Genomic DNA, 15,994 nt, shown 5'->3' with positions numbered 1-15,994 from the left:
TTTAATAGGATTACTTTTATGTGGTAGATCATTTACCAACTTATATTGACACGTCTATTTGGCGCTAAACATTCAATAAGCTGTGAATTATTTTTTCCTGAACATTGCTTGTATAGATCAGTTTGGCTATTCGCCTGTATCTGTATACGTGTAGGATCAATACCTTGTTGAACCAATAACTTGGCAACTGTATTAGCACGCTGTGAAGACAATTCTTGATTATAGCTAAATTTACCCAATCGATCGGTAAAACCTGAAACAATAACTGGTGTTGTTGTCTGGCTTTTTTTGATCTGTTCAGCAATTTCCTGCACACTATGAACACCTTGTTCAATAGCATTATTATCAAATCTATCAAAGGTGAATAACACACTTGCTGCCCGCTCAAAAATTAAATTAGTATGCTCTGGCGACTGATTATAACCTCCCCAAGTAGCCAAACCTTCGCATGCCTCACCTTTCCAAAATAAATTTTCTGCCAAATATTTTTTATTAAAATCAATGCGTAACTGACAGCGTTGATATTGATTACTATTTGGTATACGTATATCTAATACATAGTTCCAGACTTTTACTCCAAATAGTCCTTCACTAAATTGTGGATTGCCTAGTAAAGCTCGAATTTGATCTTTATCTAATCCTTTATCCAAACGTGCAACGTCATCATACTCATAACGTTTTATTTGTTTAAGATAACTCTTTTCAATTGCTGGGAATTTTACTTCATTTCTTTGAATTGCTACTTCAGTATCCGTAAATCCAGTAATACTTAAACTTACCAAGATGCCCATTACCAAAATTTGAATATTTTGCTTCATTTTCATACTCACAATATTATTTTAAAGGAGAGATAAACTCTCCTTAGCTAGGCAATCAGTCAATTACTGTACTTACGCCAACACGAACTAATGGGCTACCCTGACTTCCAAGCGATGCACCTGTTGTAAGTGACCAACGTCCATTATCAGCAGTTTTACGTAAGGTCACACCTACAGCATTTTGCTCATTGTAATAAGCAGCACCAACCGCCATCGTTAATTTTCCTGGAATAAATGGCGCATTTTCAAGTGCCGCATTTGCAGCAATACCCGCAGACATTTTTTCTTCTAATTTGTCGATACGTTGGTTTGTCGAATAGAATGCTTGCTCAAGCTTATTGGTTACACTGTCAATTTTGGTATTTAATGTTTGATCAGCCTGATTCAATGCACCTATCGTATCACCAACATTGTTGTAAGATTTATCACCTACGTTATATGTCGGATTTGAGAAGCTTTGGGTAATATTGTCATAACCTGCTCCACCACCTAAGTAGTTTACAAGTGCCTGATTTGTGGTATTAAGTTGAGAACCATTTACTGCATCTTTTGAAGTCGTCGTAACGGCTCCCGCTTTAACACCAGTTACCGTACGGTCACCTGCTGTTCCTGCAACATTCACTTGAGTGCCGCCAGTATCTTTACCAACAGTAATCGCAGCATCTTTATTAGCTTGCTGAACTAAACCTGATTTACCATTGTTAATATTGCTGATGTCAGTCTGAAGGTTCGAGATATCGCCCGTATTTTTGTCGACCTGTTGTTGAACAGTCCATAACTGACCTCCATTCACTGCATCTTTAGAACCTGCTGCTACAGTACCATCCGCTACATTCTTAAGTGCAGTACCATTTGCCCCACCAGCGAATGTCACTGAATCTTTATTCACAGTGCCATCTGCATTTTTGTCATACTGAACTGCACTATTAGCCAAAGCACCAACATTGTTATTAATGTTCGTGATTGCGCTATCTAGTTGTCCTTTGTTTACCGCATCTGTAGAAGAAACACCTGCCGCAACATTACTTATCGTTTTATTACCAGCACTAATTCCAGAAGTAGTGATACTCGGACCGCCAGCAATGATTAAGCCTGTTGATCCTAACTGAACGTTATCGCCAACTTTTACGCCAGTCGTATCGATAACTGTAGTACCAGTCGTGACACTATCAACTTTTAAGTTTTTGTTTAGTGCAACTTTAATATTACCTTCATTATCTGTCTCATTAGTCTGAGCAACAGTTAAGTTATCATCACCAGTAAAGTTCACTTTACCATTTGGTTTGATGTTTTTAGCAGTCGCTGCATCACCATTGGCTGAAACTGTCCAGCCTGCATTCGCTGCTGTACCTGCATCAGTAACTGCTTTATCCAAGGCTGTTAAAGCGTCACCAACATTGTTTGCACTTGTACCTGCAACATTATAAGTCGGGTTAGAAATCGAACCATCTGGATTAGCTTTAGCATCACCACCAAAAATATTGGCTATAGAATCACCATTCTTAGTCACACGACTATCGAGAGTATGTAACTGACTACCATTCACTGCATCTGTTGATGTAGCAGAAACAGTACCTGCTGCTACGTTAGTAATCTTCTGACTAGCTGCATCAATGCCAGACTTGGTCACGCTTGGGCCACCAGCAATGGTTAAACCAGTGGTGTCTAGCTTGCTATTACCTGCTGTTACACTGTCAACATTTAGATCACGGTTTAAGCCATACTGAATCTTGTTACCAGTCTTGGTTACTTTTAGGTTGCTTTCACCTGCAACCGTACCAATGTCAACTGTATCACCAGCTTTCACTGCACCTGCATTGGCACCATTGCTTTGTAGTGTCCAGCCTTTATCCAGTGCTGTGATCGCGTCACCAACGTTGTTCACGTTGTTGCCATTCACGCTATAGATCGGTGAACTGACTGCACCTGTAACCGGATTATAAACTGCTCCTCCACCCAGATTGCCTGCCGTACTTGTACCTAAAGCATCTGTTCTAGTATTCGCTGCTGTAGTTATTGCCCCAAGTTGACTTACATTAACAGCATCAGTTGCATTGGTTCCTGCTGCTACATTGGTAATTTTCTGGTTACCCGCATTAATACCTGCAGTCGTTACACTTGGGCCGCCGGCAATGGTTAATCCACTGTTATCAACCTTGGTGTTACCGACCGTTAAACTACCCGCATTGGTTAATGCAATGTTGTCATTTACATTGTATTTATAGGTATTGGTCGCAGGGTCATACACTGCTGTGGTGTTAGTGCCATCTGCAAAATTAACCGTTTCACCCAGCTTCACGTTGTCTGCTGTACCACCATTCACACTAAAGTTCAGGCCTTTGTCTGCCGTCGCTTGTGCTGCAGCTGCATTCGTCACTGCCGTGTTTGCAGTATTTTGAGCATTGGTTACATTCTGGTTCGTGGTATTTAACTGACTACCATTCACTGCATCTGTTGATGTAGATGAAATCGTACCTGCCGCAACGTTAGTAACCTTCTGGTTACCCGCATTAATACCTACAGTCGTTACACTTGGACCACCAGCAATGGATAGACCACTGTTATCAACCTTGCTATTCCCAACCGTTAAGCTACCCGCATTGGTTAATGCAATGCTGTCATTTACATTGTATTTGTAGGTATTGGTGACAGGGTCATAGACTGCTGTGGTGTTGGTGCCATTAGCAAAGTTAACCGTTTCACCTAACATCACATTGTCTGCCGTCCCACCATTGACACTAAAGTTCAGGCCTTTGTCTGCCGTTGCTTGGGCTGCTGCAGCATTGATCACCGCTGTGTTTGCAGTGTTTTGGGCAGTGGTTACGTTCTGATTAGTCGTATTTAACTGGCTACCATTTACTGCATCTGTAGAGGTCGCAGAAATAGTTCCAACCGCTACATTAGTAATCTTTTGGTTACCCGCATTAATACCTGCAGTCGTTACACTTGGGCCGCCGGTAATTGTTAAACCAGTGGTGTCTAGCTTGCTGTCGCCTGCCATTACACTATCAATATTTAGATCACGGTTCAGTCCATACTGGATCTTGTTACCAGTCTTAGTTACTTTCAGGTTGCTTTCGCCTGCAACCGTACCAATGTCAACTGTATCACCAGCTTTCACTGCACCTGCATTGGCACCATTGCTTTGTAGTGTCCAGCCTTTGTCCAGTGCAGTGATCGCATCACCAACGTTGTTCACGTTGGTGCCATTCACGCTATAGATCGGTGAACTGACTGCACCTGTAACCGGATTATAGACTGCTCCTCCACCCAGATTGCCTGCCGTACTTATACCTAAAGCATCTGTCTTGGTATTCGCTGCTGTAGTTATTGCCCCAAGTTGACTTACATTAACAGCATCAGTTGCATTGGTTCCAGCAGCTACATTGGTAATTTTCTGGTTGCCAGCATTAATACCTGCAGTCGTTACACTTGGGCCACCAGTAATGGTTAAGCCATTATTATCAACCTTGATGTTACCTACCGTTAAGCTACCTGCATTGGTTAATGCAATGTTGTCATTCACATTGTATTTATAGGTATTGGTTGCAGGGTCATATACTGCTGTGGTGTTGATGCCATCTGCAAAGTTAACTGTTTCACCTAACTTCACATTGTCTGCCGTACCACCATTGACACTAAAGTTCAGACCTTTGTCTGCCGTCGCTTGGGCTGCAGCAGCATTGGTCACTGCCGTGTTTGCAGTGTTTTGGGCAGTGGTTACATTCTGGTTCGTGGTATTTAACTGGCTACCATTCACTGCATCTGTAGAACTCGCAGAAATAGTTCCTGCTGCTACATTGGTAATCTTCTGGTTACCCGCATTAATACCTGCAGTCGTTACACTTGGACCACCTGTAATGGTTAATCCACTGTTATCAACTTTGCTGTTGCCTACTGTTAGGCTACCGGCATTGGTTAATGCAATGTTGTCATTTACATTATATTTATAGGTATTGGTTGTCGGGTCATACACTGCTGTGGTGTTGGTGCCATTGGCAAAGTTAACTGTTTCACCCAGCTTCACGTTGTCAGCCGTGCCACCATTGACACTAAAGTTCAGACCTTTGTCTGCTGTAGCTTGTGCTGCTGCTGCATTGGTAACTGCCGTGTTTGCGGTATTCTGAGCAGTCGTTACATTCTGATTAGTCGTATTTAACTGGCTACCATTCACTGCATCTGTAGAGGTAGAAGAAACTGTTCCAGCTGCAACATTGGTAATTTTCTGGTTGCCCGCATTAATCCCTGCAGTCGTTACACTTGGACCACCGGGAATGGTTAATCCACTGTTATCAATCTTGCTATTCCCAACTGTTAGGCTACCGGCATTGGTTAATGCAATGTTGTCATTCACATTGTATTTGTAGGTATTGGTGGCAGGGTCATACACTGCTGTGGTGTTGGTGCCATTGGCAAAGTTAACTGTTTCACCCAGCTTTACGTTGTCAGCCGTGCCACCATTGACACTAAAGTTCAGACCTTTGTCTGCTGTAGCTTGTGCTGCTGCCGCATTCGTTACTGCTGTGTTTGCGGTGTTCTGAGCAGTGGTTACATTCTGATTCGTGATATTTAACTGGCTACCATTCACTGCATCTGTAGAACTTGCTGAAATAGTTCCAGCTGCAACATTGGTAATTTTCTGGTTACCCGCATTAATGCCTGCAGTCGTTACACTTGGACCACCGGTAATGGTTAATCCACTGTTATCAACCTTGCTATTCCCAACTGTTAGGCTACCGGCATTGGTTAATGCAATGTTGTCATTCAGATTGTATTTGTAGGTATTGGTGGCAGGGTCATACACTGCTGTGGTGTTGGTGCCATTGGCAAAGTTAACCGTTTCACCCAGCTTCACGTTGTCTGCTGTACCACCATTTACACTAAAGTTCAGACCTTTGTCTGCCGTTGCTTGTGCAGCAGCAGCATTGGTCACCGCTGTGTTTGCGGTATTCTGAGCAGTCGTTACATTCTGATTAGTCGTATTTAACTGGCTACCATTCACTGCATCTGTAGAACTCGCTGAAATAGTTCCAGCTGCAACATTGGTAATTTTATTTCCGCCATTGTCTAGCCCAGTATTCGTTAATTTTACTGGACCATTAGCTCCGCCATTAACTGTAACCCCTGAACTATTCAGGGTCGTATTACCAGTTGTTACACTATTTAATGAAATATCATCTGCTAAATCAAAAGTAACATCAGTATTGCTATTTAATTCGTCCGCTACTTTAGCAATAGTATTTTTACCATTGATAAAGCTGACTTTATCAGTAGTACTATCACCAATAGTTGCTTTATTTGTTGTTCCTTGACGTACCGTAAATGTATTCGCATTTACAGTATAAGTCGTTATACCGTTACTATCAGTTCCCTGAGCAACTGTCGTACCTGTTCCGGCTAAAACTTTAGAAGTTGCTTTCTTTAACTGTGCGACATTGGCTGCATCTGTATCATTCGTTCCAGCCGCAACGCTAGTAATCTGACGAGTTCGTGTAGTTCCATTTCCAACTGAAACAGCAGCATCTGTCGCCTTCCAAGTACTATTCGTATTTGTCGTGCTCGTTTCAGTTAAAGGGTCATATCCGAGTGACCCCGAAGCTCGATCAGCCACTGAATCAATACCTAGAGCAACAGAGTTAGTTTGTAAGGTTTGTGCTCTTACACCAATTGCTACAGATGTTTGAGAGGAAGCCGCACTATTTGAACCAATAGAAACACTTTGGTCGCCAGCTGTGGCAACTGAACCAACCGCTACAGCCAGATTTGATGCTGTTGATTGCGTACCTACAACTACCGCATTTGTGCCAGTCGCAGCAGTGTTAGTACCTATTGATATCGAGTTTGCTCCAGATGCACTAGCACCCTTTTTACTCGCTGACGCACCTGATTGAACATAGGCTGTGCCTTTTAAGTCACTTCCAGCACCAATTGCAATGGAATCACCTCCTGTAGCAGCGGAGTTAACACCTACAGCAACATCACCTGTATTTTTGGTATAAGCCAGTGAACCAATCGATAAACTGCCTTGCCCTTGTGCTTCTGCTTTTACACCTAAAGCAACTGAAATTGGTGCCCCAGCCGTCGCTACTGCCCCTAAAGCTGTACCCAAATCAGTAGCTGTAGCCTTAGGGCCTACTGCAACTGCAGCTTCACCTGTTTGTACTCTGGTATAACGATTTCCTATCCCAGATGCACCGCCATTTGTTTTTTCAAAATCAACCAAGTAATCGCCTGTCAAATTTTTATATGCAGCCGCTGTAGCAGTATTATTATATAGAGCGTTATCTCCGGCAGTTGGTGTGTAGTTATAAGCTGGCGGGTTTGTACTAGCAACTTTATCCATATCGTCAGCACCGATCGCTACAGATGAATTACCTGTTGCTGTCGCCTGACCACCTATTGCAAGAGCCTGAGATCCGCTTGCTCTGGATTCAGCACCAATAGCAATCGATTCATTATAATTTCCGATGGCATTTGCTGGATTTGCAGTAGATGCTTGGCTTCCAATTGCAATATCTCTATCTGAGTCTGTTACAGCACCGCAACCTAGCGCTAATGATCGGTCTCCCCCCACATAAGCTTGACCAGTGGTCGATCCAGATGTTGTCCCAGTACATGCTGAAATTGCTGTAGAATTAGTAGCTCCATTAGGACCAAGAGCACCGCCAGAAACTCCAACTTCAGCAAAAGTAATAGACGGAACGAGTACAGTTAATATGCCCCAAGTAAGTGGTTTAATTTTAAAATTAATTGAAGTTGAGGACTGTAGAAAATCGGTGGCTTCAGTAGAAGGCATCAAAGCATTATTTGTTCTTTGACTACGAGTTTTTGAATGACCCTTTGCAATTTCTGAAACAGCAACCCAAATTCCTAATGAAGCATTCCAAATTACTTTGTATATCTTATTCATATACTTACTCGCATTTTACAAAAAACAGACAATACTTACCTAAAGCTACACAAAGTTTCAAAAAACTAAAGGTATGAAAAATTTCGCGAAATATATCAAAGAAAAAATGAGAGGTAAATCACAGAAATTTACTGTAATGCGATGAAAAACAAGAAAAAAGAACAATATATAATCAAATAAATACAAAAAATATATTATGATTTTTTACTACAAATTTAACTTTGCAATTAAGTTCTGTGTTTTTTAGGCTAGAAAGATAATAAAAATAAAATATTGAGTTTAAATTTATATTTAAAAACTATCGTTTTACTTCATTAAAAAAATTTTAATTATTTCGATAAATAATTTTTTTAATAACTCATTGGTAAAGATATTCTTTGAAACATGAAGGGTAGATTCAAAAATTAAATGACTTACTAACCTCACCACACTTTTATAATTTTGAAAGATGATTTTTATATAAAAATTTAAGTATATCCTTTTTTGGTTTTTTAGCCTCTTAAAAACGAAAAAGTAACCACCCTATGGATGATTACTTTGCCGTGACAGACCGTTTTACCAACTTATATTAACACGTCTATTTGGTGCTAAACATTGAATAAGTTGTGAACTATTGTTACCGCTACATTGCTTGTATAAATCGGTCTGGCTATTTGCCTGTATTTGTATTCGGCTTGCTTCAATACCTTGTTGTACCAATAATTTAGCAACCGTATTAGCACGTTGTGATGACAATTGCTGATTGTAACTAAATTTGCCTAACCGATCTGTAAAGCCTGAAACAATAATAGGATTTGTTGTTTGGCTTTTCTTAATCTGCTCAGCAATTTTGATAATGCTATCAGCACCCTCTTCAATAGCATTAACATCAAATCGATCAAAAGCGAATAATACGCTTGCTGTACGATCTGCAATTACAGTGCTATGTGCTGATGCCTGATTATTTTCACCCCAAGCAACTAAACCTTCACATGCTTCACCTTTCCAAGATAAGCGGTCTGCTAAGTATTGCTTATTAAAATCAACACGTAACTGGCAACGTTGATACTGGTTTGTATTAGGAACACGGACATCTAATACATAATTCCAAACTTTTACTGCAAAAAGTCCTTCACTAAACTGTGGGTTTCCCAGTAAAGCTCGAATTTGGTCTTTATTCAGCCCTTGGTCTAAACGAGCAACATCTTGGTATTCATAGCGTTTTACTTGTTTCAAATAACTTTTTTCAATCACTGGAAAATGAATTTCCTGTGGCTGAGCTGGTTCATTTGCATAAGTTGTTACCGCGAAACCAGCAAAAGCTGCTACGACCAAGCTTTGGATTGTTTTATTCATTTCTATAATCTCTTTAATCTGTCGAGCAAGGAGAGCATTGCTACTCTCCTAACCAGTTTCTTAGTTAATAACACCACTAATACCAATACGAACGCTTGGCTCACCTTGGGATGCTGCTGCCACACCACCGGTGATTGACCAACGACCATTGTCAGATGTTTTACGTAAGGTCACACCGACTGCGTTCTCACCACCATGATATGCAGCGCCTACAGCATAGGTATATTTACCTGCTACAAATGGTGCATTTTCCAAGGCCATCGCAGCAGCAATACCCGCATTGGCTTTCTTCTCAACATCATCAATACGTTTATTGGTGTCATAGAACACTTGTTGTAACTGATCACCCAGATTGGTAATTTTATTACCCAATTCTTGGTTCGACTGATTTAAGGTACCAATGGCATCGTTAATATTGTCTTTGCCCGTTCCACCAATGTTTTTAGTCGTAATTGAACCATCACTATTAACAGTTGTATTTCCACCAATACTGTTTTTGATACTGTTTGAAATATTGTGAATCTGACCACCATTTACAGCTTGGTTTGAACCAGCTTTAATCTCGCCATCTTTGACACCTTGAACAACTCGATCACCGTCTTTACCAGCCATATTTACGCTAGTACCACCTGTGTCTTTACCGACCGTGATTTCACCATTTGGTTTTTGCTGTTGAACTAAACCGGCTTTACCATTAGAAATGTTGTCGATGTTGTTTTGAATGTTCTTAATATCATTCGAGTTCTTATCGACTTGATTTTGAACATTCCATAATTGTCCGCCATTTACGGCGTCTTTAGAACCTTCAGCAACTTTACCATCAGCTACATTTTTCAGATTGGTACCTTTATCTCCACCACCTAAAGTGACTGAGTTCTTGTCGACATTGCCATTTTTATCTTTGTCATACTGCACCGCATGATCAGAAAGTTTGCCAATATCTTTACCAATTTGATCTTTAACTTCATTAATTTGCTTATCTAACTGGCCTTTGTTCACTGCATCTTTTGCATTAACACCATCTGCAACATTGGTAATTTGTTTACCACCTGCATTAATGCCGTTTACTGTAATACTTGGACCACCTTTAATGATAAGACCTTGCTGATTCAAGACATGACCACCAACATTTACACTGTCGAACTTCACATCTTTTAGCATCTCGATTTTGATGCCATCTTGTGTAGTACGAGTAATAATGTTTTCACCGCTGGTTTTATCTTCAGCAGTTTCTGGATTAGCCCCACCCACAATATTAATGGTGTCACCAAGCTTACGATGGACAGCTTTACCCTGAGTTGCTTTCTGGTCATTTGCACCAAAATTCAGCCCTTTTTGGGTCAAGTCATTTACACCATTTGTGACTTTGTCATCTACAGACTTGATTGCATCATTGATATTATTTTTACCCGTGCCACCAATGTTGCTAGTGGTCAGACTACCGTCTGGGTTTACAACTGTATTTCCACCAATACTATTTTTAATACTTGTTGAGATGTTATGAACCTGACCGCCATTTACAGCATCTTTAGAGTTTTGTGCAATTACACCGTTCGCGACATCAGTAATTTTCTTACCGCCAGCATTAATGCCATCTTTAGTCATGCTTGGACCATCTTTAATGGTTAAGCCATTATTAGTAAGTATGCTATCGCCTGTAGTAACGCTATCTAAAGTTAGATCTTTCTTGGTCGCTACCTCGTAGTTAGTACTACCATCTTTATTAACAGATTGTTTTACAACAATGTTATCGCCTTCAGTTACAGTCGTTTTTGCTTTAGTCGCAGTATTTTTTACTTCACTAATTGCATCATTAATATTGTTTTTACCTGTTCCACCAATGTTATTGGTCGTCAGGCTGCCGTCTGGGTTTACAACTGTATTGCCACCAATGCTGTTTTTAATACTGTTTGAAATATTATGAATCTGGCTACCATTTACCGCTTCTTTTGAAGTCGCTGAAATGTTGCCTGCTTTCACGTTATCTAAAACCGTACCGTCCTTACCTTTTAAGGTAACTTTATCTTTGGTTTTGGCATCATCGTATTTTACTGCAGCATCATCAGTTGCATTTTGCTTGGCAGCAAGATCATCTAACTGGCCTTTATTCACCGCATCTTTAGCATTTACGCCATCGGCAACATTGGTAATTTGTTTACCACCCGCATTAATACCTTCTTTAGTAATGCTTGGACCGTCTTTAATCGTCAAACCATTGTTGTTCAAAGTGGTATTGCCAGTAGTCACACTGTCAAACTTCGAGTCTTTTAACAGTTCAATCTGAATGCCATCTTGGGTAGTACGGGTAATAACGTTCTCACCGGTTGTTTTTGAAGCTGGAGTTGAAGCATCCGCACCGCCTACGATATTAAGCTTGTCACCAAGTTTACGGTGGACATCTGCTCCACTGTTGGCAGCAAAGTTCAGGCCTTTGTTTTCAACATCTTTAATACCGTTTGTGACTTTGTCATCTACAGACTTGATTGCGTCATTGATGTTGTTTTTACCTGTTCCACCAATATTATTGGTCGTCAGGCTACCATCTGGGTTTACAACTGTATTTCCACCAATACTGTTTTTAATACTGTTTGAAATATTATGGATCTGACTACCATTTACCGCTTCTTTTGAAGTCGATGAAATGTTGCCTGCTTTCACGTTATCTAAAACCGTACCGTCTTTACCTTTTAAGGTAACTTTATCTTTGGTTTTGGCATCATCGTATTTCACTGCTGCATCATCAGTTGCATTTTGCTTGGCAGCAAGATCATCTAACTGACCTTTATTCACTGCATCTTTAGCATTTACGCCATCGGCAACATTGGTAATTTGTTTGCCGCCAGCATTAATACCTTCTTTAGTAATGCTTGGACCTTCTTTAATGGTTAAGCCATTCGTATTTAAAGTTGTATTACCGGTAGTGACACTGTCAAACTTCGAGTCTTTTAACAGTTCAATCTGAATGCCATCCTTGGTAGTACGGGTAATGACATTTTCACGAGCCTGTAAATTATTTTGTGTAAGTTCCATTTTTTATAAATGATCTTTTAATCGATCATCGAACTGAATCGTAAACCAATTCATTGCTAAACGCCAATTTTGAATTGGCATCGTCCATTTCTTCGCAGCATTTGATGTTGCTAAGTAAATGACCTTCTTTACTGAGTCATCAGATGAAAAGATTTTCCTTTTCTTCGTTGAATGGCGTATTACGCTATTCAACGACTCAATCGCATTTGTTGTATAAATTGCATGACGTATTTCGGCTGGATAGCTAAAGATCGTTCGGATATTTTCCCAATTGGCCCGCCAGGATTCTCCAATTTTGGGATACTGGTGATTCCATTGATCACAGAAGATGTCTAGGGATTTTAAAGCATTTTCCTCTGTACTTGCCTGATAAATCGCTTTCAGACCCGACGTAACAGCTTTGTAGTCTTTCCAGCTTACAAATCTCAGGCTATTGCGTACAACATGCACGATACACAGTTGAATATCAGTATGAGGGTAAACAGAGGCTATCGCGTCAGGGAAGCCTTTTAATCCATCTACACAGGCAACAAGAATGTCCTGTACTCCTCGATTTTTTAGCTCTGTCATGACTGACAGCCAGAATTTGGCACCTTCTGTCTGAGCAATCCACATACCCAGTAATTCTTTTTGCCCATCCATATTGATGCCTAAAGCAAGGTATACGGACTTGTTAATCACATTGGAGTGCTGACGGACTTTGACAACAATACAGTCAAGATAGACAACAGGATAAAGGCTATCTAAGGCTCTATTTTGCCACTCAGTCACTTGCTCAATCACAGCATCGGTAACTTTGCTGATGAGAGATGCTGACACATCGGCATCGTACATTTCTTTGAAGAAGGCTACAATTTCCCTATTAGTCATTCCTTTTGCATACAGTGAGAGGATTTGGTCATCCATACTGGTGATGCGTGTTTGGTGCTTTTTGATAATTTGTGGCTCAAATGAACCTTCTCGATCACGGGGAATATCTAAAGCCAGTTGTCCATCTTGAGTTGTAATGGTTTTAGAACTAAACCCATTACGGCTATTTGAGCCTTTCTTGGGCTGATGCTTTTCATAACCGAGATGGTCTGAAAGTTCAGTATTGAGTGCAGTTTCAATCATGAATTTTTTAAAGACTGCTGTCATTTGGTTTAAGTCTTCTGGTGTTTTTAGACCTTTAGCCAATTCGGCAGCCATACTTTTGATTGTTGCTTCATCCATGTGAAGTACCTTTTGTAATTATCCTCTGAAGGATAAATGAAAATTAAGTACTTACACAAAATTTAGAACAGTCCCATTTTCACCGCTGGTCTTGGCTGCCGGAGTTGATGCAGCTGCTCCACCTACAATGTTGAGCTTCTCACCAAGTTTACGGTGGACATCTGCTCCGCTATTGCCAGCAAAGTTCAAGCCTTTGTTTTCAAGCTCGCTCTTGGTACTGTCGATTTTGTTATTCAGCTCAGTTTTCGTATTTCCAATCGTGTTGTTTAACTCGGTCTTGGTATCGTTAATCTGAGTTGTTAACTGATCTTTAGTCGTATTTAACTTGGTGTTGGTATCGGTAATCTGGTTACCTAGATCTTTCTTGGCATCATTCAGATTTTTGTTGGTATCAGCGATCTGATTACCCAAATCTTTTTTCGCATCATTTAACTGATTATTGGTATCAGTGATTTTGCCATTTAGGTTCTCTTTGACTTTGGTGAGCTGATCAACATTCACCGCATCTTTAGCGTTGACGCCATCAGCTACATTGGTAATTTTCTTACTACCCGCATTAATGCCGTCTTTAGTAATGCTTGGACCTTCTTTAATCGTCAAACCATTTGTGTTTAAAGTCGTGTTACCCGTAGTGACACTGTCAAACTTCGAGTCTTTTAACAGTTCAATCTGAATGCCATCTTTGGTAGTACGGGTAATAACGTTCTCACCGCTGGTCTTGGCCGCCGGAGTTAATGCAGCTGCTCCACCTACAATGTTGAGCTTCTCACCAAGTTTACGGTGGACATCTGCTCCGCTATTGCCAGCAAAGTTTAGACCTTTGTTTTCAAGCTCGCTCTTGGTACTGTCGATTTTGCTATTCAGCTCAGTTTTCGTATTTCCAATCGTGTTGTTTAACTCGGTCTTGGTATCATTAATCTGAGTTGTTAACTGATCTTTAGTCGTATTTAACTTGGTGTTGGTCTCGGTAATCTGGTTACCTAGATCAGTTTTTGTACCATCTAACTTCTGATTTAAGTTTGTAATATTTTGGGCATTCTTACCAATATTGCTTGTATTTTGAGTGACACGACCATCAACGTTTTTAAGCTGGCGTACTGTTACTGCGTCTGAGTCAGCTGAGCCATCTTCTACATTGGTAATACGGCGTTCTTTTCCAGCTGATCCAACAGAAATAACACCATTAGATTTAGAAGCATCACGATTGGTCAGGAAAGAACTTCCTGTCGCTTCAGTTGCAACAGCATCTTGACCCAAAGCAACACTATTTTTAGCTTCTACTTTACTGCGTGCGCCTAAAGCAACACCACCTTCTACTGATGACTGAGCACTTTGACCAACTGCAACTGCATTTTCTTGATCGGCAATAGCACCGCCACCAATGGCTGCAGCATTTTTACCCTTGGCTTTAGCACCACCGCCTACAGCAGCAGCATTTTCGTTTGTAGCCTCAGCTCCTTTACCAATTGCAGCTGAATTATCGCCTGTTGCTTGTGCACCACTACCAATTGCTGCAGCGCTGTTCCCCGTCGCTTTCGCTCCTTCTCCTGGGGTATTACCAGAGCCAATTGCTGTTGAATTTGTACCCGATGCTAAGGAGTTAATACCCATAGCCGATGCGCCATCACCTGTTGCTTGTGCAACAGCACCGAATGCAGCAGCACCTTTACCCGAAGCATTAGACATCACACCGAAAGCAGATGAAGCATCACCAGTTGCTTTAGAGGTCATACCAAAAGCTGAAGAGAATGCTCCTGTACCCACCGCTTGAACACCAACAGCAGTTGAACCATGATTAGCTTCCGTAGTTGGATAACTGCCAGCCTTAAGTACTCCACCAGTAATTTCAGTATAGGTTTTACTTAATTCAGCATCACGTGCGATTTTATCAACATCATCGCCACCAATCGCAACTGATGAATTTCCTTTTGCAATCACGTCGGCACCAATCGCTACCGACTGATCACCAATTGCTTTCGTCTGATCACCAATCGCAATAGACTGATTACTATAGCCAGATGGCGTTCCTTCTGCCCCTTTAGTCGATGCATTACGTCCAATAGCAACGTCACCACGACCAATTGTTTGACTGCTACTTCCCATTGAAATTGCGCCAGAACCTGCTGCTTGTGCATATGCACCAATCGCCATTGCCTCACGAGCAGTAGCCGAAGTATTCACCCCAACAGCAATTGCATTACGTCCAGTTGCTCCATCATTTTCAAAATTACCACCTTGCTGGCCATTATCATTGATACTGACATAGTGAGTACGAGCTGCTTTTAACTGACGTATAGTGGCAGCATCAGAATCTGCTGCACCATCTGCTACATTTTGAATACGGCGCTCACTTCCCACATCGCCAATTGATAAAACACCAGTTGGAGCGGATTGTTTAGTTAAGAAACTTTCACCAGTAGCTTGGACTGCTTTTGAATCTTTACCTAATGCAATACTATTTTCTGCTTCTGAACGGGCACCTTTACCAATTGCTACACCACCATCAAAAGTAGCCTCAGCTTGGTCTCCAATTACAACCGCATTATCTTTTTGTGCTTTTGCGCCTGTACCAATTGCAACAGATTTTTTACCTTTAGACTCTGAAAATGCACCAATCGCTAAAGCATTTTCTTCCGTTGCTACTGCACCCCCCCCAAAAGCAATCGAGTCTTTACCCAGAGGTGGTCCC

4 protein-coding genes and 2 pseudogenes are annotated in these 15,994 nt (G+C 41.0%); all 6 read right to left on the bottom strand.

Annotation, left to right across the window (positions count from 1 at the left end; translation table 11 throughout):
• Positions 1-32 precede the first annotated feature (32 nt).
• Positions 33-818 carry a trimeric autotransporter adhesin/peptidogylcan-associated protein TpgA gene (gene tpgA / locus CSB87_RS14925; RefSeq protein ID WP_004888186.1) on the bottom strand — a complete coding sequence of 262 codons (786 nt, stop codon included), beginning with the start codon at positions 816-818 and terminating at the stop codon, positions 33-35.
• Positions 819-873: 55 nt separating this feature from the next.
• Complete coding sequence (locus CSB87_RS14920) at positions 874-7,728, bottom strand: ESPR-type extended signal peptide-containing protein (RefSeq protein ID WP_031952401.1); 6,855 nt, start codon at positions 7,726-7,728, stop codon at positions 874-876.
• A gap of 555 nt (positions 7,729-8,283) precedes the next feature.
• Positions 8,284-9,063, bottom strand: a complete 780-nt coding sequence (gene tpgA / locus CSB87_RS14915) for a trimeric autotransporter adhesin/peptidogylcan-associated protein TpgA (protein ID WP_006582062.1) — start codon at positions 9,061-9,063, stop codon at positions 8,284-8,286.
• A 60-nt stretch (positions 9,064-9,123) separates the two neighbouring features.
• Positions 9,124-12,000: pseudogene (locus CSB87_RS14910) on the bottom strand (YadA-like family protein); the annotation flags it as partial.
• A gap of 96 nt (positions 12,001-12,096) precedes the next feature.
• Positions 12,097-13,305: an IS256-like element ISAba26 family transposase gene (locus CSB87_RS14905; protein WP_000343018.1), complete on the bottom strand. Its 1,209-nt coding sequence runs from the start codon at positions 13,303-13,305 to the stop codon at positions 12,097-12,099.
• A 75-nt stretch (positions 13,306-13,380) separates the two neighbouring features.
• Positions 13,381-15,981, bottom strand: a pseudogene (locus CSB87_RS14900) (hypothetical protein); the annotation flags it as partial.
• Positions 15,982-15,994: the final 13 nt, after the last annotated feature.

The sequence above is a fragment of the Acinetobacter sp. AR_0276 genome (genome assembly GCF_003000705.1).
GTDB classification, from domain to species: Bacteria; Pseudomonadota; Gammaproteobacteria; order Pseudomonadales; family Moraxellaceae; genus Acinetobacter; species Acinetobacter nosocomialis.
This window is presented reverse-complemented; position numbering and strand designations above follow the sequence as displayed.

Coding starts and splice junctions, on each gene's coding strand:
- tpgA (WP_004888186.1), bottom strand. CDS start 818: ATGAAGCAAAATATTCAAATTTTGGTAATGGGCATCTTGGTAAGTTTA.
- CSB87_RS14920 (WP_031952401.1), bottom strand. CDS start 7,728: ATGAATAAGATATACAAAGTAATTTGGAATGCTTCATTAGGAATTTGG.
- tpgA (WP_006582062.1), bottom strand. CDS start 9,063: ATGAATAAAACAATCCAAAGCTTGGTCGTAGCAGCTTTTGCTGGTTTC.
- CSB87_RS14905 (WP_000343018.1), bottom strand. CDS start 13,305: ATGGATGAAGCAACAATCAAAAGTATGGCTGCCGAATTGGCTAAAGGT.